Annotated in this window: 19 protein-coding genes; 5 read left to right on the top strand and 14 right to left on the bottom strand. The window is 38.1% G+C overall.

Annotated features, from left to right (window positions below; genetic code table 11):
* Positions 1 to 35 precede the first annotated feature (35 nt).
* From tnpB to AYR53_RS13310, 4 genes are all read right to left on the bottom strand, one after another.
* Positions 36 to 410, bottom strand: a complete 375-nt coding sequence (tnpB, locus tag AYR53_RS07190; RefSeq protein WP_068222408.1) for an IS66 family insertion sequence element accessory protein TnpB — start codon at positions 408 to 410, stop codon at positions 36 to 38.
* Positions 400 to 582, bottom strand: coding sequence for a hypothetical protein (locus AYR53_RS07185; RefSeq protein ID WP_068222411.1), 183 nt, complete (start codon positions 580 to 582; stop codon positions 400 to 402). Before AYR53_RS07185 ends, tnpB begins: the two co-directional genes overlap by 11 nt.
* A 98-nt stretch (positions 583 to 680) precedes the next feature.
* The gene (locus AYR53_RS14000) at positions 681 to 2,744 is read right to left on the bottom strand and encodes a glycoside hydrolase family protein (protein WP_068280930.1); all 2,064 of its coding nucleotides are present in this window, start codon (positions 2,742 to 2,744) and stop codon (positions 681 to 683) included.
* Positions 2,745 to 2,773: 29 nt separating this feature from the next.
* The gene (locus AYR53_RS13310) at positions 2,774 to 3,892 is read right to left on the bottom strand and encodes a C40 family peptidase (protein WP_125982720.1); all 1,119 of its coding nucleotides are present in this window, start codon (positions 3,890 to 3,892) and stop codon (positions 2,774 to 2,776) included.
* Between the two features lie 124 nt (positions 3,893 to 4,016).
* On the opposite strand from AYR53_RS13310, the gene AYR53_RS07170 reads away from it, so the two are divergent.
* Positions 4,017 to 4,895: an IS982 family transposase gene (locus AYR53_RS07170; protein ID WP_068280932.1), complete on the top strand. Its 879-nt coding sequence runs from the start codon at positions 4,017 to 4,019 to the stop codon at positions 4,893 to 4,895.
* Positions 4,896 to 5,222: 327 nt separating this feature from the next.
* Positions 5,223 to 6,494 carry an ISL3 family transposase gene (locus AYR53_RS07165; protein WP_068279055.1) on the top strand — a complete coding sequence of 424 codons (1,272 nt, stop codon included), beginning with the start codon at positions 5,223 to 5,225 and terminating at the stop codon, positions 6,492 to 6,494.
* Between the two features lie 169 nt (positions 6,495 to 6,663).
* Here the strand turns inward: AYR53_RS07165 and AYR53_RS07160 are convergent, their stop codons facing one another.
* Together AYR53_RS07160 and AYR53_RS07155 are read right to left on the bottom strand one after the other, a co-directional pair.
* Complete coding sequence (locus AYR53_RS07160; protein ID WP_068280935.1) at positions 6,664 to 8,640, bottom strand: NlpC/P60 family protein; 1,977 nt, start codon at positions 8,638 to 8,640, stop codon at positions 6,664 to 6,666.
* Positions 8,641 to 9,028: 388 nt separating this feature from the next.
* Entirely contained in the window at positions 9,029 to 10,339 is a 1,311-nt protein-coding gene (locus tag AYR53_RS07155) for an IS1380 family transposase (protein ID WP_068279064.1), read from the bottom strand.
* A gap of 1,084 nt (positions 10,340 to 11,423) precedes the next feature.
* On the opposite strand from AYR53_RS07155, the gene AYR53_RS07145 reads away from it, so the two are divergent.
* Positions 11,424 to 12,695, top strand: coding sequence for an ISL3 family transposase (locus tag AYR53_RS07145; RefSeq protein WP_035457977.1), 1,272 nt, complete (start codon positions 11,424 to 11,426; stop codon positions 12,693 to 12,695).
* A 106-nt stretch (positions 12,696 to 12,801) separates the two neighbouring features.
* Here the strand turns inward: AYR53_RS07145 and AYR53_RS07140 are convergent, their stop codons facing one another.
* Entirely contained in the window at positions 12,802 to 15,339 is a 2,538-nt protein-coding gene (locus tag AYR53_RS07140; protein ID WP_068477269.1) for a GH25 family lysozyme, read from the bottom strand.
* A 434-nt stretch (positions 15,340 to 15,773) separates the two neighbouring features.
* Here AYR53_RS07140 and AYR53_RS07135 point away from each other — a divergent pair, with 434 nt between their 5' ends.
* The gene (locus AYR53_RS07135; protein ID WP_017866964.1) at positions 15,774 to 16,031 is read left to right on the top strand and encodes a transposase; all 258 of its coding nucleotides are present in this window, start codon (positions 15,774 to 15,776) and stop codon (positions 16,029 to 16,031) included.
* The gene (locus tag AYR53_RS07130; protein WP_105782191.1) at positions 16,016 to 16,900 is read left to right on the top strand and encodes an IS3 family transposase; all 885 of its coding nucleotides are present in this window, start codon (positions 16,016 to 16,018) and stop codon (positions 16,898 to 16,900) included. The genes AYR53_RS07135 and AYR53_RS07130 overlap by 16 nt, the downstream gene beginning before the upstream one ends.
* A gap of 526 nt (positions 16,901 to 17,426) precedes the next feature.
* Here the strand turns inward: AYR53_RS07130 and AYR53_RS07125 are convergent.
* From AYR53_RS07125 to AYR53_RS07095, 7 genes are all read right to left on the bottom strand, one after another.
* Positions 17,427 to 18,923: a glycosyltransferase family protein gene (locus AYR53_RS07125; RefSeq protein WP_068280948.1), complete on the bottom strand. Its 1,497-nt coding sequence runs from the start codon at positions 18,921 to 18,923 to the stop codon at positions 17,427 to 17,429.
* Positions 18,924 to 18,943: 20 nt separating this feature from the next.
* Positions 18,944 to 19,909 carry a glycosyltransferase family 2 protein gene (locus AYR53_RS07120; RefSeq protein ID WP_404802949.1) on the bottom strand — a complete coding sequence of 322 codons (966 nt, stop codon included), beginning with the start codon at positions 19,907 to 19,909 and terminating at the stop codon, positions 18,944 to 18,946.
* A 148-nt stretch (positions 19,910 to 20,057) separates the two neighbouring features.
* Entirely contained in the window at positions 20,058 to 20,987 is a 930-nt protein-coding gene (locus AYR53_RS07115) for a glycosyltransferase family 2 protein (RefSeq protein ID WP_068280953.1), read from the bottom strand.
* A 599-nt stretch (positions 20,988 to 21,586) separates the two neighbouring features.
* The gene (locus AYR53_RS07110) at positions 21,587 to 22,471 is read right to left on the bottom strand and encodes an IS3 family transposase (protein WP_105782191.1); all 885 of its coding nucleotides are present in this window, start codon (positions 22,469 to 22,471) and stop codon (positions 21,587 to 21,589) included.
* Positions 22,456 to 22,713, bottom strand: a complete 258-nt coding sequence (locus AYR53_RS07105) for a transposase (protein ID WP_017866964.1) — start codon at positions 22,711 to 22,713, stop codon at positions 22,456 to 22,458. The genes AYR53_RS07110 and AYR53_RS07105 overlap by 16 nt, the downstream gene beginning before the upstream one ends.
* Before the next feature lie 319 nt (positions 22,714 to 23,032).
* A complete protein-coding gene (locus AYR53_RS07100) occupies positions 23,033 to 24,208 on the bottom strand; it encodes an acyltransferase family protein (RefSeq protein WP_068280955.1) in 1,176 nt (391 codons plus the stop codon).
* Between the two features lie 913 nt (positions 24,209 to 25,121).
* Positions 25,122 to 26,045 (bottom strand): glycosyltransferase family 2 protein, encoded by a 924-nt coding sequence (locus tag AYR53_RS07095; protein ID WP_068280957.1) that lies wholly within the window; start codon positions 26,043 to 26,045, stop codon positions 25,122 to 25,124.
* Between the last annotated feature and the right edge of the window lie 63 nt (positions 26,046 to 26,108).

Raw genomic sequence — 26,108 nt, 5'->3', positions numbered from 1 at the left:
CCGTATTTGTTGAATTGAGTTTACCATGTCTTACACTAATTTGGATAGTTATTTTTTCTTCTTTCATGTCCAGGCGGACATGTTTGATGAATTGTCGCGTCTAATGACCAACCACTGAGTAATCGTGTCAACTGTTTAGAATTTAATTTACGGAGTGCATTCTGATCAGTCGGCCATTGAAGTCGACCGTTTTCGATCCGCTTATAAAGTAATAAAAAACCATCACCGTCCCAAAATAAGGCCTTAAAACGGTCTTTTCTGGTTCCACAGAATAAATATAAGGCGCGATTGTATGGATCTAAATCAAATTGATCTTGGATAACACCAGCTAAACCATCGATTCCCCGACGTAAATCGGTTTTTCCACAAACTAAAAAGACCTGTTGAATCTGTCGTTGATCAATTATCACCAGCGAACACCGCCTTTAAAACTGCCTCTAAAATATAGTTGTTAATTCGATTGTAAACTACGACCGATTTATTAGCATCAACTCTAATTTGCAGGGCTTTTGTTGCCATAGTAGATCGCGATTGAGAACCAGAATGATCCATTTTAATTTGAACAATATCCGGTTTATCCAATAAAAATCACCTCACCAATTATTTGATGAGGCAATCATAACTTGAATTAAATTATTTTTGAAGTCGGTCAGTTATTTACTGCTTACAGTAATACTACATTAACTTAAGAATAATTTTTTCTCTGCATTCCTTCTATTTACTAAACCTGTAAGCACAACTCCCCCACTAGAATGAACATATAACAAAAATTGATTAGCGGCATCCGCCATATCCTTCTTATTAATATATGCGAGTAACGTGCTTCCTGTTAAAGTACCAATTCCCAAATTATAAGTGAATGAAATCAATGCATCAAAGGCATTCTGTGAAACACTGACGTGTAAAAGCTTATTAACAGCTTTTACAACTGACTGTACATCGGCCTTTAGAACATCATTCGCATGAGTCTGCGTCCATTTATCACCTATGTGAACGGGATATTGGCCTCCAGATGGTGCGTTATTAGTATGCCCATAACCAATAGTAACGACACCAACAGCGTCCCGATAAGCATTAAGACTCAAACCTTCAAATCGTTCAATAATACCTAATCCCGCCTGATCAATATTCATTTCTCTAGCGCCAATTAATTTACCTGTGTTGCTAAAATGTTGAGTAACTCCGGCTATAACTTTTGTGCCTGTCACTTTAAGATAAGTTTTAGGATCAAAATAATAAGTTGCACCATTCCAAGTATACCAACTCGTTACAATTTTTCCATCCGAACCAAACATATACCAATCGCCCCATTGCGACTGTACATATGCGTTATCAACGCGCAAATAAGTTTTAGGATCAAAATAATAATAAGTACCTGCCCAAGACTGTACTCCAGATTGAGGTACACCATTCTTAAATAAATAATAATGATTACCATCATTTACATAACCATTAGCAGCAGAACCGTCACTTGTATAAAAAGTAGAAGTTCTATTAACTTTACGCCACCCCGTTTCCATGACGCCGTTAGTCCCAAAATAATAAATTTTTCCATTTATATTTTGTGTGCCTGTTACTTTTAAATAAGTTGCTGGATCAAAATAGTAAGTACCTCCAGCCCACTTTTTCCAACCAGTCACAACTTTTCCATCCGAACCAAACATATACCAATCACCCCAGCTGGCTTGATCATAACTGTCAACTTGCATACGGTAATTAGAAGAATCAAAATAATAATAAGTACCATTAATCTTTTGCACACCAGTTAACAAAGCACCATCTACACCAGCATAATATTTTTGGGCGTTAGAAGAGAATAATACTTTTTTTCGTAAAGTATACGTATTATCATCACCAAAATAATATTCTTTTCCATCAATTTTCTGCAGACCAGAAACGGCTTGCCCATTATTCCCAAAGTAATACGTATTACTCCACTCATCACGAAATACATTATCAACTCTAAGATTAGTCTTGGGATCAAAATAATAATAATATCCAGCCCATTTTTGAATTTGTGACTGTTTAATACCATTTTTAAATAAATACCAATTTTTACCATCATTCAAATACCCATTAGCCAGCTTACCATTCTGATAATAAGTATTATTTTGATAACCATTAATAATAGTCGATCTTGTTCGTGCAGTCATAAGTGTATCTTTAGAGAACGTTTCAGCGGCCGTATTCACATCTTTTTGTGTTGTATTAGATTGGATTCCATATCCTGTATCAACAGTACTCGTAATAGCCGCCGTACTTGTTGTTCCCGTATTGACCACACTCGTAGCAGCCGCCGTACTTGTTGTTCCCGTATTAGCCGTACTCGTAGCAGCCGCCGTACTTGTTGTTCCCGTATTAGCCGTACTCGTAGCAGCCGCCGTACTTGTTGTTCCCATATTGGCCCCACTCGTAGTAGCCGCCGTACTTGTTGTTCCCGTATTAGCCGTACTCGTAGCAGCCGCCGTACTTGTTGTTCCCATATTGGCCCCACTCGTAGTAGCCATATTAGTATTAATCTTACTTGACTGGACTTCTCCATTAACAGATTTATCCTGTGGCCGTTTATCCTGTTGTGATGAAAATAAAGCCGATTTATCAGTAATTGCCGCATGTACATTTCCAATATTTAATGAACAAATTCCTCCTAATAAACTAACGCTAATAAGTAACGCGGATACCCAAATTTTACCCTTCTTATACATTTTGTAATGTTCAATTGTTGTTCGATTAAAATACCCCATCTAATTTAATATCTCCCTATAAATAAAAACTATTTAACTGTTCCTGCAAATGAAGGCATAAAGTATGAGCTAATTGTCTGTACTTGAACATCTTCACCACTTTGTGGAGCAGCTACAAATTGATGATTACCAATATAAATAGCAACATGATACGTTTGCCCATGATTTCCCCAAAATAATAGGTCCCCTGGTTGTGCCTGAGCAACTGATTTTTGATTTACCGCACTTTCTAAAGAAACAGTGTAGTGAGGTAACGTCTTACCAATAGCATGCTGAAAAACATAGGCAACTAAACCCGAACAATCCATACCTGAAAGCGATGCGCCACCCCAAACATATGGTATATGTTGCTGAGTCAATTGTTTGGCTAAATTGACAACTTTTAGAGCATTATTATTTCCAAGGTATTTACCTGTACTATCAAACTTATAAGCAACACCACTAATAACCTGTACTCCTGTCACTTTTAAATAAGTTGTAGGACTAAAATAGTATGTGCTTCCGGCCCAATTTTGCCAGCCAGTCTTAATTTTCCCGTCTGAACCAAACATATACCAGTCGCCCCAATTAGATTTATCATAACTATTAGTATGCATCTGATAATTAGAATGATCGAAATAATAATAAGTACCATTAATTTTTTGAACATCCGTTAATAATGCTCCATCCGCACCAGCATAATAGGTCTTACCTGATTTGGTCTTAAAAAAGGTATTCTTTCTTAAATTAAACGTACCATCTTCACCGAAATAATACTCTTTTCCATTAATTTTCTGTAAACCTGAAACGGCTTGCCCATTACTGCCAAAATAGTAAGTATTACCCCATTCATTGCGAAAAACATTATCTGATCGAAGATGAGATGTGGGATCAAAATAGTAATAATAGCCTGACCATTTTTGAATTTGTGATTGTTTAACTCCGTTCTTAAATAGATACCAATTTTTACCATCATTTAAGTAGCCACTAGCCTTTTTTCCTGACTGGTAAAAAATACCATTACTATCATAGCCGTTTTGTACTGCAGCTTGAACATTATAAGTAGCTCCTACAGTACCACCTTTAATTTCCGGACCTACGGCTAAACCCATACCGACGATCACCGTCGCCAAACCTATAAATAATGTTTGCTTATAAAACATTTTCACAACTAACTCCTCCTCAAACAAATAGTTAATACGTGTGGTGCTAGTTTGTAACATTTAGAAATTTAACAAAAAAGTCCAACCCAGTTAGACTCATAAGTGACAAAACTTAAAAGGAGTAATAACTGTGTTGAACCACCTCAAGTTTAAGCAAAATCGTCACGAATTACAAGTTAGTTTCCATTACTTTTACCAGTTATGTTCATTGCTTTATCAGCGTTATTGTCCGCGTAGCGTCATTGAGCGGCGCAACGTTGAACATACTAAAATTACTGATATTAAACTTTTAGCTTTACTGTGCTTACAAGTCACACTGGGAATTCAATCGCAACGCCGCTTCTATTATCTGATGGCAGCGTTTATGCCGCGGCAAATGGTGGTATCACGTTCACGTTTCAACCGCCGCGCGCAACAATTACTGGCAGTAGTCAATGCCATTCGCTCAGGTATCACTAAGGATTATACTCATTCGGGCGACCTAGCGATTATCGACAGTTTACCCAACCCACTATGTGCCAAAGTTCGTAATTTCAGAGTTAGAATTTTTGCTGGGAAGGCCAACATTGGCTATAATGCCACCAAGAAAATGCCATTTTATGGGTTTAAAACCCACATGGTCGTCACGGCTAATGGCTATATTCTGAATTATGTGATCACGGCAGCCTCAGTTCATGATGCTAAGGTAGCGCCTGAGCTAATTAGCGGTTGTCCTTGTCCCAATATTTTGGCCGATGTTGGTTATGTTGGGAAAAAACTCAAGACCAGTTTTAGGGCCCTAGGCTATAACTTATGGACGCCTTATCGTTCTAATATGAAAGGTGCTAAACAGCATAATAAGCGTCAACTCAAGGCGTTACGGCGGACAATAGAGTCACGCTTTTCAATTTTAGCCCAGCAATTTGGGATTGAAACCAATCTCACCCGTAGTCTATTTGGTTTTCAATTAAAGATTGAATTGACGATATTGGTATACAATTTAGGCTTTTTTGATTTTATGACGAACTAGCACCACGCGTTCTAATAATATAATAATAATTATTAACACAAAATAACATAATTAATATTTTTTTAAAATGGCAGATTTGCATTAAACAAACAATACAATATTTTTTCAACTACATTTGCTTCTCTACAGGTATTCAAATTAAATTTTGATACAAAAAAAGATCAATTCATAAATAAAGGTTCTACAATATCTGTTGTTGGTAATAGATTTTCATCTATTACTGATGACAGATTTTTTATTTATGGCTAGAATAAAAAAGCGGACATTTCCTGTCCGTTCATCCAAGTCAACCACCACGAAGATTTTTCAGAAAGAAGGAAATGCCCTATGTGTCATGATACTACAAAATTATTATTAGGAATAGCTGACGAGAACCTAAAAATTACTGACGGTGAAACTGGAGAAGACGGGGTTATTCGCTTAACTGGCCACTTGGATTACACGCCGAAGGCTTGTCCCAAGTGCGGGATTATCAATGATCAAAAGATTATTAACTACGGCTGGCGCAATACCACTATCAGATTCTCGAAGGTTCTGAGCAACACCGTCATCTTAGCCTTAAAGCGCCGCTATTTCCACTGTAAAGAATGTCACGGCAACTTTCTTGCACAAACATTGGCAGTTCCGAAACACTGTACAATTTCAAACACCAGCCGCAAAGAATGCCTAGAGAAGCTCGGTGAACCGGTCTCTTTGAAGCACATTGCCAATGAAGTATCGGCATCAGATTCATTTGTGGGCCGCCAGTTAATGCGCGCTGAACGAGACTTTCAAACCAATTGGCACTATTTACCAGAGATCATCTTAATGGATGAGGTGAAGAGTACCAAGAGCGCTACTGGTGCCATGAGCTTTGAGTTCATGAATGGCGAAACCCATGAATTAATCGACTTACTCCCTTATCGAACCATCAATAAACTAGAGAAGTATTTTTACCGCTTCGATCAAGCTGCCCGAGAAAACGTCAAAATTATTGTGACTGATATGAATTATACCTACCCCAAGCTTGTGCAGACCGTGTTCCCCAATGCCATGGTGGTCATGGACAAGTTTCATATTATCAACGCCCTAAATCGGGCGTTTAACAAAACCAGAATCAAGGTGATGAAGAAGTTTACCCCGTCTTCTCGCGAATTTCACGCCCTTAAGCGCTACTGGAAGCTGTTGTTAGTACCAACTGAACAGCTTAACTTTGAACAATTCAAAAAGTGGACTAATTTTCCTTACTGGATGGCTGCCACCGATGTTGTCCATCAGCTGTTATCGTTGGATTCAGAACTAGAACAAACTTATCAAGTCTTAAACAGCGTCCGGTCAGCTGTCCAACATCAAGATTGGCATAACTACAATGCGGCATTTTGGAATAACAAAACGTATTCTGAAGAAATGAAGAACACGATTAAAACACTTGAAAGCCATCATGATGAGATTCGTAACACCTTTACCACACACTATTCAAATGGTCCTTTGGAAGGTTCTAATAATAAAATCAAGGCGATCAAACGAGCCAGTTTTGGCTATCGCAGCTTCTGGAGGTTTAGAACTCGAGTACTATACGTTTTCAAAATCAAAACAAAAAGAGCCCTAATCACGAAGTGATTAGAACTCGAAATATGGATTCACCAACAACAGTTGACGAAGAGCCTAAATAAATTGATCTCCATAATTAGCCTCATTGATACTTATTCAAAGTAGGTAAAAAACATTCTACTTGAACCTCTATTATTAAGTTCAGACGAACTTCTTTGCCTACCCAGAATAGTTTAATTTACAAAATTCTACGTGCAAACTGTGGCATCCACCAAGACATTGGCTGCTCTTTAACCGTCTCTGATGGTTGTGGTGCCATAATAACGTTTCCATTACCTGTATAAATGGCAACATGGTAAGAACTACCTTGACTACCCCAAAATAATAAATCGCCCAGTTGCAGGTTGTTTAGGCTCACTGGAATACCACAATACTCTTGTTGGTAGGTAGTACGAGGTAAATTAATTCCCAATTGTTTATAAACATACTGGACTAGGCCAGAACAGTCAAATGCATTGGGACCAGCCGCACCTAAAACATAAGGTTTCCCTAATTGTTGTTTTGTTAAAGTAACAATTTGTGCCCCAGATACACTCAAATGCATAGCACCTGTACTGTCAGCGGCCCACACTTGACCTCCGACCTGAATCGTACCCTTTTGCATAGCACCTGAATTGGTCAAATAATACCAATTTCCATTGTCTTGAATCCAGCCGGTTTGCATGGCACCTGTACCATCAGTATGATACCAAGTACCATTGTTATTAATCCAGCCCCTTTGCATTGCGCCTGAATTATTAGCATAATACCAATAATTTCCTGACTTAAACCAGCTCGTATTCATACCACCCCAATTTGCTAAGTGATACCAAGTTGTACCTTGCTGTAACCAGCCAGTATTCATACCGCCCCAATTCGCTAAGTGATACCAAGTTTGGTTTTCCTTATACCAGCCAGTATTCATACCACCCCAATTTGCTAAGTGATACCAAGTTTGGTTTTCCTTATACCAGCCAGTATTCATACCACCCCAATTTGCTAAGTGATACCAAGTTTGGTTTTCCTTATACCAGCCAGTATTCATACCACCCCAATTTGCTAAGTGATACCAAGTTTGGTTTTCCTTATACCAGCCAGTATTCATACCACCCCAATTTGCTAAGTGATACCAGGCGGTGTCAATATTCTTCCAACCAGTCTGCATAATACCTGACTTATTAAAATAATACCAAGTGGCTTCTTGTTTAAACCAGCCAGTTTTATTTTTCCCCTGATTATCTTTAAATACCCAGTTATTTTGTTCTTTTGCCCATCCTGTCTTAACCGCTGATACATTTGTTGCAGTAGCATCTGTGCGCGATAACACTTGCGGCCTACCCGTTTCTATGTAATTGGCCTGAGCGGCAGATTTTGCATTGACAAAAGCCGTATCATCATCACCATTGAAATTTTGGATATTTGCCGTATCGGCCGAACTCAAATCATTCGTAGTTTCATCTGCCGTTTGCTCAGTTTCAAAAGAAGTACCCTTAGCACTATTTTCAACGCCATCGGACAAATCTTTTTGTTCAGTTGTCATTGTATTATCATTGGCCACTTGCGTAGTTGAGTCGGATACATTAGTTGCCGAAGTTGCGGCCTGAGAGGCAGTGCTGGACACTTCGTTACCCGTAGCCACGGTAGATTGAGGTGCTGTAACACCATCTGTAGAACTGCTATTATTTGTTGTGATTTGGGCAGTTGTACTACCAGTTTGACTAGTAACACTCCCACTTTCGGCCGACAAACTACTTTCATTAGCGGCGCTGGCCGGAGCGGCTTGAGGTATGCCTGCGTAACTACTGGTATTTGTTACAACTTGAGCAGCAGTGCTACTATTTTGGGCCGTAACACTTCCACCAGCCGCTAAACTACCCTCACTGGCTGCGGATTGAGATGCAACTGCCACACTATTAGCCTTTGTTGCAGTTACATTAGAATCAGATGTTATTGCCGTGGTGCCATTATTTGTCTGTAGAGTAACCTCGTTAATTTGTGAAGGTGTATCTGCTGTAATAGAAGATTGCGTAGTTTGATCAGGTTTTTGTGTTGTTTCCGCAGCATTCACACGCTGTGGATTAAAAGACAGGATCCCTAATCCAAAGGAAAATAATATAATTCCCTTAGTCGTCAAATACCTCGACTTACTTTGTTTTACTGTTGGGTGACTAATCATCAAAATGACTCCTCCAAATATACCTTTAGTCCATTACTGTTAATTCAATGATTTAACTATAACATTTTAAAATGGCAATCATGTTTCAGTTTTATTACTAATTTAGCCAATTCTGTAAAAAAAGTATTATGAATAAACTTGTAATTTATGAAAACACATTATCAACAAATAATTACGACATTTTAGCCCGAATTATTCATACGAGGTTTAATATCGGCATACCGCACAATTTTGGACCAATTCTCGTGCTGCTATGGCGTAGTCAAACCAAGATGTACTGTTTTTGCTAAAGGCTACCAAATTATGGGGCTGGATAAATTTTTGATCCTCAATTTTGAGCATACTTGCCCCTTGGCCGAACCGACTTTTTTTGATTTTTTGCACCAGTTTAGCCCCACTGTAGCGCTTGGATTCGAGCTAACAGTTGATAAAACAAATCCTGATAGACGTGGTGGCGGCTTAATTTTAGATAAAGTTGCCGGCCGCTGGTCACCAGCTTACCCGCTACTTTAAACAGCCATAAGCGCAAGGTTGTAACCTGTAATCGCTGATGTTGTACAGGCAACAATTGGCGCATCAAGCTGACTAAATTATAAGCGAGGACACTGAGCATCATGCGGGCATAATTTGGTATAAATTGCGAGCTAGTCATTTTATCCAGGTAAAAGCCAGCCTTGGCTTCCTTGATATAGTTTTCCATTTGACCCCGTTGGTGATAGGCGTGAAATGCATCTTCGGCGACAAAACTCGTTAAATTGGACACGAGGTATTCATGTTGAAATAACAATTCACCAGCTGGTCGAGTTGATTTAATATAGATCTGGCGCGGCTTAGACCATGATCGGGCTTGATAAGACGCGCGATAATAATGGACCTCGGTCTCAGTCCAATTCTGCTCATCACTGATCTGAACAAAACGTTCAGCCAGTTGGTTCAGCCGCCGATTGGCTTTCAGGCGGATCAAGTAAAAAGTGTCGTTGGCTTCACAAGTTTCGTATAATTCTGGAGTCGCAAAGCCACTATCCCCGCGGACCAAGATATCAGCGTTCGGTTTGACTTGATGATAGTGCTGTAGTAGTGGTGTGATAAAGGGGGCAATATCCGTACTGGTATAAACATTACCTGGGCGCAATTGAGCCTTTAAACAGTGGCCCGTTTGCCCGTCAAAAGCGACCAGCGGATGGTAACCCGTGGTACCGTAATGCGCATTAAAGGCCGTTTTTTCCTGATGACCATGAGTATCGGCGTGAGTCGAGTCAATATCGAGGATCAGCTGTTGTTGCTTGGCGCCAGTCCACGCTTGGTCAAGCAATGCTTGATTCAACGTTTGTAATGAGGTGATGGTCTGCTCGTCACAGCGTTGCCAAAAACGGGATAATGACGGTTGTGAGGCCAATTGCGGTTGTGCCAATAGTAATTTAAATGTGGGGTCATTGCGCAAACTGGTGGCAGCTAGATCGGCCGGGTAACCGGCGATCAACTGCAGCACGACCTGTTCTAGTAGACTAACGTTGCTGTAACGAGCGTAATGGCGCTGGTCATCAAAATGGACTAATTGATACGCTAAGGTCGTGAAATTGAGTTGCGCCATTAATTCTTTGACCAACACTAGCCCAGCATCAGTGGAAAGTTCACCACCAGTGTGCGAAATATGTAATTTAGGATTGAAATTAACTCGTTTTCCCGGTAAAGTTGCCATGAGAAGGACCTCTTTCTTTGGGTGGATAGCTGACTTGTGGTGAATCAACTATACCAAATCGGAGGTTCTTTTTCTGCACTAAAAAGGTGAAAAATAAAAAACACAGTACCGCCCATGATACCGGGGTGACACTGTACTTGGAGAACTTATGGTGAATAATTCAGGTTTAGTGTTCATTATTAAGATAATCTAGGAAAGGCAGGACATTAACCGCAAAAGCAGTTACATTTTCTACAATTAACGAACTTTTTTTAATTTGAAGACACACCTTGGTAGCAATATTATCCGTGTTCAATTCAATATCAAGTATGGTGCCTTCAAGATAGCTTGAACATGTTTTCCTAAAAACGGTTAAATTGATCATTTACGGGTCCCTATATATGCATTTTCCCATGTACTTTATGATCCAGCAGCAGCTCTCTCACTTTTTTAGGCCTAAATTATCAAACTGATTGCAAATTCTGATCATGCTAAACTCCATACAGTGTTTTCTCATTTAAATATTCTGAAACCTTTTATTTAATCGATAAACAAAATCGTTCTTTGATAATCTTTTTGCAGTGTAATTTACCATGATATTAAGTCCTCTTGTCACACTTCTACTATCATTTGAGAACGTTCACGGAAACAATAAAATTTAGTTTATGCCTTTTATAGCGCTCTTGAACAACAATAGGTGAACAATTCCGCCTGTTTCGTGATAATTCTGACCATAAACTTCATTTAACCAAGTTTTTCATATTTAGGCCCAATAAAACATTATTGTTTTTGTTAGAGCTATAGTCGCTCATTAACTCGCCTCAGCTGTAACTCGTTTATACGCCGCTTGATTATGTAATGATCGCCTAAAATCACCATTTTATAGGGATTTCTGAATTTTTTTCATTACACTCAAATGCAAATTTATGGTACAAAAAAACGCCCACGTTATTTCGGTTCTACAATATCTGTTGTTGGTAATAGATTTTCATCTATTACTGATGACAGATTTTTTATTTATGGCTAGAATAAAAAAGCGGACATTTCCTGTCCGTTCATCCAAGTCAACCACCACGAAGATTTTTCAGAAAGAAGGAAATGCCCTATGTGTCATGATACTACAAAATTATTATTAGGAATAGCTGACGAGAACCTAAAAATTACTGACGGTGAAACTGGAGAAGACGGGGTTATTCGCTTAACTGGCCACTTGGATTACACGCCGAAGGCTTGTCCCAAGTGCGGGATTATCAATGATCAAAAGATTATTAACTACGGCTGGCGCAATACCACTATCAGATTCTCGAAGGTTCTGAGCAACACCGTCATCTTAGCCTTAAAGCGCCGCTATTTCCACTGTAAAGAATGTCACGGCAACTTTCTTGCACAAACAGTGGCAGTTCCGAAACACTGTACAATTTCAAACACCAGCCGCAAAGAATGCCTAGAGAAGCTCGGTGAACCGGTCTCTTTGAAGCACATTGCCAATGAAGTATCGGCATCAGATTCATTTGTGGGCCGCCAGTTAATGCGCGCTGAACGAGACTTTCAAACCAATTGGCACTATTTACCAGAGATCATCTTAATGGATGAGGTGAAGAGTACCAAGAGCGCTACTGGTGCCATGAGCTTTGAGTTCATGAATGGCGAAACCCATGAATTAATCGACTTACTCCCTTATCGAACCATCAATAAACTAGAGAAGTATTTTTACCGCTTCGATCAAGCTGCCCGAGAAAACGTCAAAATTATTGTGACTGATATGAATTATACCTACCCCAAGCTTGTGCAGACCGTGTTCCCCAATGCCATGGTGGTCATGGACAAGTTTCATATTATCAACGCCCTAAATCGGGCGTTTAACAAAACCAGAATCAAGGTGATGAAGAAGTTTACCCCGTCTTCTCGCGAATTTCACGCCCTTAAGCGCTACTGGAAGCTGTTGTTAGTACCAACTGAACAGCTTAACTTTGAACAATTCAAAAAGTGGACTAATTTTCCTTACTGGATGGCTGCCACCGATGTTGTCCATCAGCTGTTATCGTTGGATTCAGAACTAGAACAAACTTATCAAGTCTTAAACAGCGTCCGGTCAGCTGTCCAACATCAAGATTGGCATAACTACAATGCGGCATTTTGGAATAACAAAACGTATTCTGAAGAAATGAAGAACACGATTAAAACACTTGAAAGCCATCATGATGAGATTCGTAACACCTTTACCACACACTATTCAAATGGTCCTTTGGAAGGTTCTAATAATAAAATCAAGGCGATCAAACGAGCCAGTTTTGGCTATCGCAGCTTCTGGAGGTTTAGAACTCGAGTACTATACGTTTTCAAAATCAAAACAAAAAGAGCCCTAATCACGAAGTGATTAGAACTCGAAATATGGATTCACCAACAACAGTTGACGAAGAGCCGTTATTTCTAAGTCAACCTAACTTTTGAAATAATCGTAAACGCTCTTTAGATACAAATTTCTAATTTTGTAATGCACCATTTTGATCAAAATAGTATCTTTGACCATTAATTGTCTGCCAACCAGTTAACATTTTACCTGTACTATTAAGATAATAGCGATGACCGTTAATTTGAAGCCAACAATTGGTTTGCATTCCACCCCAACTATTAAGATAATACCAACCATATTTTGTCTGATACCAACCTGTTCGCATTTGGCCAGAACCGTTTAATGCATACCAATAACCCTTGTAATATAGCCAACCAGTATTCATGTTACCCGAATCGGCCAAATGATACCAATGTCCTCCATTTTGAATCCAGGTGTTAGTCTGCATTCCACCCCAATTACTGAGGTAGTACCAGCCATATTTTGTCTGATACCAACCAGTCTGCATCTGACCAGAGCCATTTAAAGCATACCAATAACCCTTATAATATAGCCATCCAGTACTCATTTTACCTGAGTTAGTTAAATGATACCATTGATTACCATCCTTCATCCAAACATTTGCAACCATTGCACCACTTGTGCGTAAATAATACCAACTATTTCCGGTAAAAATCCAGTTAGTGGCCATCTTGCCACTATTTTCCAAATAGTACCAAGTATTTTTTAATTGAATCCAACCAATTTGCATGGCACCATTCGTATTCATATGATACCAATTACTAGCTACTTGAATCCAACCTGTCTGCATAGCACCTGATTTACTCAGATAATACCAATTATTATTTGATTTAGTCCAGCCAGTCCGCATAGCACCTGATCCATTAAGATCATACCAAACATTTTGCACTTTAACCCAACCAGTCTGCATGACACCATTCGTATTCAAATAATACCAATTATTCGAATCAGCCAACCAGCCAGTTGCTTTACTACCATCGGACTTAATATAACTCCATTGATTATTTTTTAACTGCCAGGCACCACTATTTAAATTAAGTAACCCATTGTAGTCAATTGAAACATCCAAATTGCCTGAATAACCTGGTAAACGTGCTGTAGAACTAAATTGCCAGGCCGCATATTGTGAATTCCATAAACTGCTAGCAGATGGTGTGTACGGATACTGTGCAATCCAAGTACGACTTAATCCAACTGTATTAACAACTGCATCACGATACTCGTAAGAAACGTAAGTATAGACTGCATGATTAGTAAAACCAGCATTTGATAATGTATTCCAGAAATTCTGTAAATCTCCTTGAATGCCCGTTGTATAAGTACTAGTATCTTCCATATCAGCAAAAATCAAAGTATTTTTACTCAAGCCTAGTGATCGTAAATCAGAAATCAATAAATTAGCTTCACCTGCTGCAGCACTTGCACTCGCAAACTTTGCGTAATGATAAACGGCTATTTGTAAACCTGCGGCCTTTGCCATAGAAATTTGATTTCGAGCATAAGGATTCTCATAATAATTTCCTTCAGTCAATTTAATAATGACAGTCTTAACACCTAACTTCTTCATTTCATTATAATTAGCCTGAGTTAAATCATATTGATAAGATGAAATGTCGACCGCATCTACCCGTCGTGGGCGTGAAGAATCCCCAATTGTAAATGAATCCACTTGATCATCACTCATTGTAATAACTTGTTGCTGTCCCGTAGCCGCATAATTAGAATTAGCTTGTTCCTTGGCATTTTGCAACCATTCGGCCTGAATGTCAGGTGCCAAACCGGCTGGAATATCAATCTGATTCTGACCCTCTGAATTTACATAACTTGTAATCTGTCCAGCTGCAGGAGCCGCTGCACTACCAACAGCATGTGCACCTGCAACAAAGTCCATTGTATCATCGGCATGGCCATAATCAACTGAAACTTGACTACTCGTTGATAAAGCGGCCACATTCGATGCAATCTTATCATCACTGTTACTAGATGAACTTGATAATAGTTCTGAATTATTTGCTGCTGATGACCCTACTTCAGCATCTACAGTTGAACCATCAATGGCCGTTGTACTTGCTGCGGCTGTACTTGCTGCACTTGTACTTGCTGCACTTGTACTTGCTGCACTTGTACTTGCTGCACTTGTACTTGCTGCACTTGTACTTGCTGCACTTGTACTTGCTGCACTTGTACTTGCTGCACTTGTACTTGCTGCACTTGTACTTGCTGCACTTGTACTTGCTGCACTTGTACTTGCTGCACTTGTACTTGCTGCACTTGTACTTGCTGCACTTGTACTTGCTGCACTTGTACTTGCTGCACTTGTACTTGCTGCACTTGTACTTGCTGCACTTGTACTTGCTGCACTTGTACTTGCTGCACTTGTACTTGCTGCACTTGTACTTGCTGCACTTGTCGCATCAGTGGAAACAGATCCCTTCATTGCCGACATTTGTGAACTTTGATTTGCGGTACTAGATACTACAGTGGACTGCCCTACAGTATTATTTGTGGCCGCATGAACAGTTGTTTGACCGCCAAATGCAATGCCTAAACCAAATGAAAAAGTTGTAATACCCGCAATCACCCAAATTTTACCAGACTTATACATTTTAAAATGTAACTGCTTATCTACATGCCTATTGCCTTCCAAGTTAATGCCTCCAGAAATTTTTTGTTCATTTTAGCCGATCTGGGCCAGGATGTAATTTATTTTATCAATGATCTCTAAACCGCTCTAATGTAAATATATTAAAATTAGTTTTTGATCATTTTTAAATAGTTATTTGCTAACTACCATAAATTTCAATACGTTAAATATATCATCTTTTTCCTTGACTTCCGGTAATTTAACACGACTGTTAAGAAACTGTAATCTTAGCTAAGCAATTATCATCAAATATCCATGAATTATCACCACTTTGAATTCTTATGTATCCATAATTGGCCCTTACATCAGTTAAAAACCTAGTATGAATAAAAAGGCCAAACCAATAGTGAGTTCTTTATAATAATCATAGGTTGAAGGTAGTATGAAATCATGGACACGATTTAGTATAATTCCATAATAGGAAGGATTGTGTTTTTATGACCAAGAAAAAGTACTCAGTAGATTTTAGAAAAATGATTGTCAAGCTGTACCAGGATGGCGCCCCGGTAGCTGATCTTACAGACGAATATGGTGTATCAAATGTAACTATTTACAAATGGATTAATCTATATAAAGAAGACAAAGGAAGTGGAATTTCCAAATCAGATGTTTTAGCGTTGCAAAAACGTTTGAAACAGCTAGAAAGTGAGAATGACATCTTAAAAAAAGCCTTAACCATATTCGCCAAAAAGTAAACCCAGATGACTGGCAGACAGCCGTTGATATTAATTTGAAGCACCATAGTATCAAAGAAACCTGTAAAGTACTCTCAGTTCCACGCTCAACTTACTATGAACATCAGCAGAATCATGTATCGCCACAAGCCAAGCGTCGTAAGACACTTAGCCAGTCGATTAAACGCATTTACTTTAATTCTAGACGTATCTACGGGGCACCTAAAATTCTAAAAGCGTTACAAAAAGAAGGTAAGACTGCCAGTATTAAGCTAGTTCAACGATTAATGCGCCAAATGGGGTTAAAATCAATCACGCGCAAGAAGTGGCATTATCAACAAACTAATGATATTGATGCGACTGATTATTCAAATATACTCGCGCAAGATTTTCGTACAACCAGTCCAAATCAAAAGTGGTGTGCAGACATAACTTATATTCACACCAAAGCCAATGGCTGGTGTTATTTATCAAGCATTCAGGATTTATATTCACGTAAAATCATTGCCCATAAAATCAGCCGTCATATGACTGCTGATCTTGTGATCAGCACTTTTCAACAAGCCTTTGAAACTAGAAAGACGACTAATAACTTAATTGTGCATACCGATCTGGGTAGCCAGTACCGCAGTGCTGGCTTTGAACAGATCTTAGCGCAACACCATATTCGCCATTCTTATAGCAAGCGTGGCTGTCCCTATGACAATTCATGTTTGGAATCATTTCACGCCAGTTTGAAAAAAGAAGAGGTTTACCAACACCATTATCAGGATTTTGAAGAAGCAAATGCTGCAATATTCAGCTACATTGAGAGCTTTTATAACAGTGCTCGAATTCACAGTAGCATTGATTATTTAACTCCAAATGAAAAGGAAAAATTAGTCGCTTAAATTATACATAAAATGTGTCCAGATTCTTGACCTAAATCCAGGTTTTAATGGAAAAATAAAATTAATCCAACAATTTATATAGTTAATTACTAGGAATTAGAATATTGAATCCAGGATAGGAATCCAAACGCATAGATATAAGCGTTTGGGGGGAATATGAACAAAAATTTTACTATTCGCAAAAAAGCTTAAGGCCTTTAATATTATTACACAATAGTACCATTAGAGGGAAAATTGTATCAGGTAAGACTATAAACTATAGTTTCTCAATTATTTCTGGGTACGCTTTTTAATCAACCAGTGTTCTTTACTCAACTGGTTCTTCGCCTTATCCTACAAGTATCCTATAATTGATCCGTTTGAAAACAAGTGGTTCTTTCAGTTATTGATTTATATCAGAAAGGTAAATTATAAGCTAAGTTCCAAAAAATAAACGGCAGCAGCACCTGAATGATTTTTTGGGCCAATTACCACTCTCTCCTTGTTGAATCATTTGTGTCGTCTACGATCTAGCACAAACCCCATTTTAAGCGGCTGGCCGTGAAATCTTGGCCCAACCGCGGCCTGCTAGAACGAAAAATAGCGGCAACGCCTGAATTAAGTAGCGTGAACGGCCACCTTCAAATAATAGTAGGTAAATCAATAACCCTAAAATCGCCAATTGCAAACAAATCGTTTTGTTGTCGTGAAAAGCCAGCGACCCCAACAAGCCAAATAAAACGATTAGCCAGACTAGTTGGGCCCAAAAATGGTAATTGCCATTATTTTTACCAGACGGGTAGTAAAGCGCCTTAAAGTAGCCGTGTGGTTGCTGTGTTGCTTCAATGAAGTGGCCTTCCTTACCCCAACCAAAAGTACCGTCGGCGGTATTATTTAAATTTTTTGCCCATAAAAAACGCCGGTAGCCATTAAAGCCGTAATTGCGTAACCGCTGCTTAATTATTTTAATATTATAGGCTTTGCGGGCGGCCACGGTTGGTTGAGCCTGACTATTCCGAAAATCGGTTAAGTTATAACCGCCCTCACCAGTTAGCCCCATCATCACAAAGTGCGTTGGTGGCATTTCCTGTTGCTTGTTTAATTCAATCGGCGATAAATGCTTCACCGCCACATTAAACAGTAACAACGTCCCACTGAAAACAATCAAGCTCAGTAGAAATTTGTGGCCCAGCGGCAGCATTTTCTGGCGCTTTTTTGGATCAAACAAATTAAGTAGCCCGACAATCAGCAAGGCGATCATAATGATCAGTGTAGTCGGCTTTAACTTATAGCCAACAAATAGTAGTAGACCCAATAAAATCGGACTGAAATATTGGTTAACTAGGTCACCAGCCGCTAATATGCTGGCCAAACAAAGCAATATCCCACTTACAATCGGTAATACTACTGTATCACTATAAAAAACGATTAGCCATGGGGTTAGCCCAATTCCCACCACGGATAACCAAAAAGTTGTTCGTGCGGCCTGATCACCCCAGTTTAGTTTTTTAACAACCAAATAATTCAAACCAATACTGAGGTCAACTAAAATTAAATTAACAAAATCCAAGGTTAATATAAAACTGCTAAAGTGGCAAAATTTGGCAACCGTATGCAGCCCCTTAGCAAAGAAAAAGAAAAATAAATTGTTCGGGTAAATTGAATAATAGTTTTGCAATTCTGGTGTCACTACTCGTAACGCTGCCGACTGCCGAATGGCCGCTGAATCAAAGCCAGTGGGCGCCGCTAAATTGAGCACAAGACTGATTTGAAAAATAACCCCCAGCCCTAAAAGAACCCCGACTACTAGGCGGCGGTGATCAAGCAGCGGCTGCCGCAAGTAATAAGCGACTGTTTTTAGCCGTTCCCTTTGAAAGACCAGTGCCAGTACTAGCAGCGCGCACACAATAGCCCAACGCCACTTGCTTGCCGCCGTTTGCCTAATTAGGTTGGGATTTACCAGTGCGCCAAGCAAGATAATGAAAAAATAAACGGCACTAATCGTTGTAATGACGTGCGTAAAAAAATTTTTGACCCCTAACATGGTACCCCTCTTTTGTTCAATTATTTCTTTGATGACTTGGTGTAATCGTCCTTTTCAATCGTGTAGCGAGGACGACGCTTGACTTCAGTGAAAATCTTACCAACGTATTCGCCAATGACGCTTAAACAGACCAGTTGCACGCCACCTAAAACCCAAATTGAGATCATCAATGACGCCCAACCAGTAATGGCGTTACCACGCAATTTTTGGACCATTGTGTAAATAAATAACGCAATACCAATAATGACAATTAAAATTCCCAAATTCATAATCAATCGAATCGGAACCGTAGAAAACGACGTCACACCGTCCATGGCAAAAGAAAGCATTTTGCGCAGCGGATACTTGGATTTCCCCGCAAAACGGGGTTTACGTTTATAGAAAACCTTGGTTGACGGAAAGCCGACTAACGGCACCATGCCACGCAAAAATAAATTACGTTCTTTAAAAGCCAGTAAAGCCGTGGTTGCTCGCTGGCTTAACAATCGAAAATCAGCCGAATCTGGCACTAATTTAACGCCTAAGTGACCCATCATCCGGTAGAACGCCAACGCCGTATCCCGTTTGAAAACACTGTCGGTTTGGCGGTCATTACGCACGCCGTAGACAACATCAAAGCCCTTATGTGCGGCGGCGACCATTTCTGGAATTGCGTTAACGTCATCCTGCAAATCGGCGTCAATCGTGACGATTAAATCGCTATCCGTCACGGCTTTGGTCATCCCGGCCAAAAGCGCATCCTGATGGCCAAAGTTACGGCTAAACTTTAAACCCGCCACGTAAGGGTACGCCTGCTCAAATTGTTGAATCAGAGCCCAGGTTTTATCCCGACTGCCATCATCAACGAATAATAATTGACTATTGGCGGCAACTTGCTTGGCAGCCATTAACTGACTGAGGATGCCACCCAGCGCCTTAACCGTTGCGGGTAAAACTTCTTCCTCGTTGTAGCAAGGTACCACGATCGTCAACTTCTTTTCCTGCATCATTTTTCATTCCATTTCTATTGGGTTAAGTTGGTCGATTTAACACCATTTAGTGAATCAATCTAACCTGTAGTTGATTACTAGATTCATTTTAAAAAGCTCATTCACACCAATTCTGCCTGCACTACTTTATCCCTTGTAATTTAGATTATTTTTTCTCCTTAATGATATAAATAGGTCGTTTCTTAGTTTCTAAATAAATATTTCCAATATATCTTCCTACGATACCTAAACATAAAAGCTGTAATCCCCCAATCATCAAAACAATCGAAACTAGCGATGCCCAACCAGCAACACTTCCGCCAACAATTAATTGCCGAATAACAATAAAGATAAGTGCAATCGCGGCAATAACAAATGAAAACAATCCAATAAAAGAAGCAATCGATAATGGTGCATCCGAAAAATCAACTATACCTTCAATTGAATAACGAAATAATTTCCAAAAAGACCAAGAAGTATTTCCTGCAGAACGATCCCTATTTTCATACTCAAGATACTTAGTATCAAACCCTACCCAACTAAATATACCTTTTGAAAAGCGATTGTATTCGGACATTTCTAAAATGGCGTTCACAACTTGTCTAGTCATTAATCGATAATCACGAACACCATTCAGTATCTCGGTGCTTGATATTTTGTTAATCACTTTATAGAATAAATCAGAAAAAAACGAACGAATTTTGGGTTCGCCCTGTCTATTTTTTCTTCTTGTACCGACAATATCATAGCCTTCATCTTCAATACCGGCCAACATTTCTGGTAACTGATCAGGTGGGTCTTGCAAATCAACGTCCATTACAGCAACATAATCACCATTAACGGCCTTTAATCCAGCGTACAAAGCCGCTTCTTTACCAAAATTACGTGAAAATGAAATAAAGTGGACCTGGTTTGGATCCTGACTTTGTAGTTTTTGTAACTCAATCAACGTATCATCTTTAGAACCATCATTGATAAACCAATATTCAAGTTCATAGCCACGTAATTGTGGTTTGATTTTTTCTAGAGTAGGATAAAATAGTGGAATTGTTTCTTGTTCATTAAAACAAGGAACAATCAAAGAAATTTTTTTCAATCTATCATGCCCCCTTTTTCATACAAAGTAACGTTCACAGAACTCCCCCTTTATTCTATTTAAAAGGGAGTACCGAAAATTTAATTAGATATATATTGTGTGTCACAATACTTTTTGTAATACTTCAAAGCAATCAAAAGTTATATCTAAACTATCTATTTATATATAGTTCCAAACAAAAATAATTATTAAACCTTATCAGGACAGCACTTCAATAACCGAATCTATAAACGAACAAGGTGTACGTACAAGTGTGACAGTTCACAGGTGGTCTAATAAAAATTTCCATTCACTACCATGTAGTTAATAGTTATAGTATGTACTTTTAAAAGCCAAAAAATACCATTGATTAATAATTTATCCAACAAAACAATTACAAGTTATTGATTATAACTTGAAAAAACTTACCCCTTATGTACAACCCAATCTAATAAATAAAAGCTCAAGAATAACAGATAGTCACGTTCTTAATAAATAAAATAACTTGATATCATTTAAATCTCAAATTGTTCTTCTACAACAGATCTATTTTTTCTAAAAATCGAAAGAATCAACAGGCTGGATTTAGGTCAAGAATCTGGACACATTTTATGTATAATTTAAGCGACTAATTTTTCCTTTTCATTTGGAGTTAAATAATCAATGCTACTGTGAATTCGAGCACTGTTATAAAAGCTCTCAATGTAGCTGAATATTGCAGCATTTGCTTCTTCAAAATCCTGATAATGGTGTTGGTAAACCTCTTCTTTTTTCAAACTGGCGTGAAATGATTCCAAACATGAATTGTCATAGGGACAGCCACGCTTGCTATAAGAATGGCGAATATGGTGTTGCGCTAAGATCTGTTCAAAGCCAGCACTGCGGTACTGGCTACCCAGATCGGTATGCACAATTAAGTTATTAGTCGTCTTTCTAGTTTCAAAGGCTTGTTGAAAAGTGCTGATCACAAGATCAGCAGTCATATGACGGCTGATTTTATGGGCAATGATTTTACGTGAATATAAATCCTGAATGCTTGATAAATAACACCAGCCATTGGCTTTGGTGTGAATATAAGTTATGTCTGCACACCACTTTTGATTTGGACTGGTTGTACGAAAATCTTGCGCGAGTATATTTGAATAATCAGTCGCATCAATATCATTAGTTTGTTGATAATGCCACTTCTTGCGCGTGATTGATTTTAACCCCATTTGGCGCATTAATCGTTGAACTAGCTTAATACTGGCAGTCTTACCTTCTTTTTGTAACGCTTTTAGAATTTTAGGTGCCCCGTAGATACGTCTAGAATTAAAGTAAATGCGTTTAATCGACTGGCTAAGTGTCTTACGACGCTTGGCTTGTGGCGATACATGATTCTGCTGATGTTCATAGTAAGTTGAGCGTGGAACTGAGAGTACTTTACAGGTTTCTTTGATACTATGGTGCTTCAAATTAATATCAACGGCTGTCTGCCAGTCATCTGGGTTTACTTTTTGGCGAATATGGTTAAGGCTTTTTTTAAGATGTCATTCTCACTTTCTAGCTGTTTCAAACGTTTTTGCAACGCTAAAACATCTGATTTGGAAATTCCACTTCCTTTGTCTTCTTTATATAGATTAATCCATTTGTAAATAGTTACATTTGATACACCATATTCGTCTGTAAGATCAGCTACCGGGGCGCCATCCTGGTACAGCTTGACAATCATTTTTCTAAAATCTACTGAGTACTTTTTCTTGGTCATAAAAACACAATCCTTCCTATTATGGAATTATACTAAATCGTGTCCATGATTTCATACTACCTTCAGGCAATATTTTTATCACCAGCTTAGTTAGTCCAAAATCACCATTAATTTATCAATTAATTATAAAAAATTTTATTTTGCAATTGACAACAATTTTTCAGACAAGTAAATTAAATCTGTTCGGTCTTACAATTTTGCCGTTATTTGCAATTACTCAATTGCTAGTCAAGTTCAATCTTAAAATAAACATCTAATAACCCATTCTAAAACTAGACGATGCCGCTATCATTACCATCTGAAAAAAATTAATTTACATCTATTTACGTTGCCATCTATTTCCCTTAAACCACTCCTTAAATGGGTATTGCCGAACTAAGAAGAAGGACCGAACAAAGGGAATTTTGGGTATAAGATAAGCTAGTGCATAACAAAAAATCAATCGCCCAGTAACCATCAAAACATCATAGATCAAATGACCATTAGATGACGTAAATACTGCAAATAATCGCGCCGATATTGTACTTAAATTCATTTCTAATAAATGAAAACATAGAATAATCATTGACATCTGACCTAAGTAAGCCGCCACATGACTTAGCCTTGGTAAGTATGTTTCAATTAGCTGGCTAATCTTAATCACTGCTATGCAACCCGCATAAGCACCTAACGTACAGATATAAATATTTGTTGCGGCTCCCTGACTTAAGGCCAAAGTGCCAAAACGTGACGCATATAACCAAATACCCCAACAAACTAAGCTAACTGGCCACTTCAATGTAAAATCAAACCAGCGCCCATTTTGTTTTAATGTATACCCGAAAATCATAAATAGGGGTGCTACTAAACCGGCATTTAACGAAAGCGGCAACAAACCATGAGGTCGCAATTTAAACCCAAAAATTGCAATTCCGGCAGCTAACCCCCACAACACAATCCAAAAGCTCACCGAGCCCCAGATACTTTTTACTTTTAAAGCCAGCTTAAGATAAATTGCAAAAAAGAAATCACCCCAAGCCAAACCCAATAGAAACCATACTGCACCAATAGCTGGTTCAATATGATTGGTATTAAAAAGTACTTGTGAACTACCAAATCCTAGGAACACTGCCTTAATTGCATTGTGCGTATCATACGGAGTTTTAAAAATACCAAAACCACCAATATGTCCTACAAACCATGCCATTACAATTGCAATAAACCCAACAACTAAGTATGGTAAAATCAATGTACTTAGAATACCTGAGAGACGTTTTCGCCAAGTTTTATTGTGATATAAATATCCAGACAAAAAGAAAAAAATTGGCACATGAACCATAAACAGTACATTCTGAAAATAATACCAATTCTCATACATAATTGTATGACTAATAATAATTAACGTAATCCCAATCCAGCGTGCAATATCAATCCACTCAACCCGTCTTTTAACTTTTGAATTTTCCTGAATGACAGTCGCATTATCTTGATTTCCCACTATCTGATCATTTATCACTGCTCTAACCTCACTACTCTTTATTTTTATCCCCTCAAAACCGACTACTTGCTAACCTTTCGACCTATACCACAATGATTTAAATACTAGTTGAACATTACTAGAATTAACCTTAATTGCAAGGGGACTTCCTGAATAAATAAACTTATTCCGTTCTACCACCTGTATCCTACGATAATACTCGAAGATATTTTCTTGTTGCAGATTGTAAAATTAATCCGAACACCTAGAAAATAGAAAAGCCCACAGTAAATGTCATACAATGGTAGTTACCACAACGCACCATGAAAGAAGCCATTTACTATGAGCATTTTTAATTTAGCATAATAAAAACAGATTGTTCATTCGACATCAAAAAAATAGTATAAATTCATGAACATAATTTCGACTAATTTCATAATATGATAGAAAACATCGTATTCTGGTTCCAAGGAAAAAACCACCGTTAATTCCAAGAAAGTAATCATTGACTCCATTCAGATAGTATCTTGGTAGCAGATCCAATCAATGAATATAAGAAAATAAAAAGTTATTAAGTTCTCCGGTGTGACAAAAAATTCCATAGACTAATTAGAAATAACCATACTAACTAAAAAAGGCCCTTAACCATATAAAGGTAAGTTCAAATGATTAACAAAGTGCCATTAACATTAACCACCTAATAATAGATGGTGTCAAAAAAATCTAGCAGGTAAAGTCATTTTTTGTCCACCTACTGATTATCATGAAATATCTGACTAAACAAACGGATTCGTGATTTATCACCAAATTTATGGCGCACCAAAAACTATTAAAAGAAAGAGTCTCTACCAACAAATATCATCCAATTAAACAAAGCCTGATTACATTGCTCATTATGCCAAATTAGAAATGATAAGATGAAACCTTTACTATACCAATGCCAATATACCTATTAATCCGGCAAAAACTTAGGATTCTTACCTTTTTTATTTCTTAAGGCATCAAAATACGCACAGGTATAAACATAAACAACGTGTCTCCTAAAGCCCTTAAATCTAGGCCTAAATAAGTCAAGGTAGGATCGTAATATATAGTATGGAATATAAAAGAAAATAAATAATTGTGATGACGTGTGACGCTTAATCGTTAATAGTCTATTACGGACGCCATAATACTCCCGCCAATCAGGCTTGTATTGAGCAGCAAAATCGTTTGAGATTACCTTTGTTTTGTGAACAATTTTAGCCTTACTAACATTCAATATTTTTGTATATTCCCTAATTCGTAATGAATATTCCACATCATCATACCAAATAAAGTAATCTTTATCGGGTAATCCAATTTTAGAAATTAATTCGCGGCTAATAACACAGCCAACAAAGGTAAAAACGTCCACATAAAAATTATGAGAATATTCCTTAACAGGTATTGTAACTTCTTTTATCCGTTTTGTACTGGCAATCCGTCTTCTATGCGTATATTGAATTCGACCATCCTCTAAATAAATGGACCCACAGAAAGCCTTGATATTTGGCGCTGACTTGATCGCATCAGATATATGTTCAAAGTAATCATTTGAATAGATTGCATCATCATCTGACAAAGTTATCCAATCAAATTTTTCTGTTTCTATTGCCTTCTTCATACCAAAATAAAACCCACCCGCACCACCTAAATTATCTTTAACAAAGTAATATTTAACTAACGGATTTTGTAAAATGTTTTCATCAGAAAGATGATCCTGAGTGCCATCCGTTGAATTGTTATCTATGATTATTATTTTCCCGGGCTTTACCGTCTGATTAATAAGGCTATTAACTGCCTCTACTAATAATTCTTTTCTATTATGTGTAACAACTATTGACACAAAATTCATTTTTTCCTCCACGTATCTCTTCTTAGAGTAAACAAGACTATAAAATATTAATTTGACCACTTA

It is taken from the genome of Loigolactobacillus backii (genome assembly GCF_001663675.1).
Classification (GTDB): Bacteria; Bacillota; Bacilli; order Lactobacillales; family Lactobacillaceae; genus Loigolactobacillus; species Loigolactobacillus backii.
The sequence above is the reverse complement of the archived record's forward strand: the minus strand, read 5'-3'. Positions and strand labels throughout refer to the sequence as shown.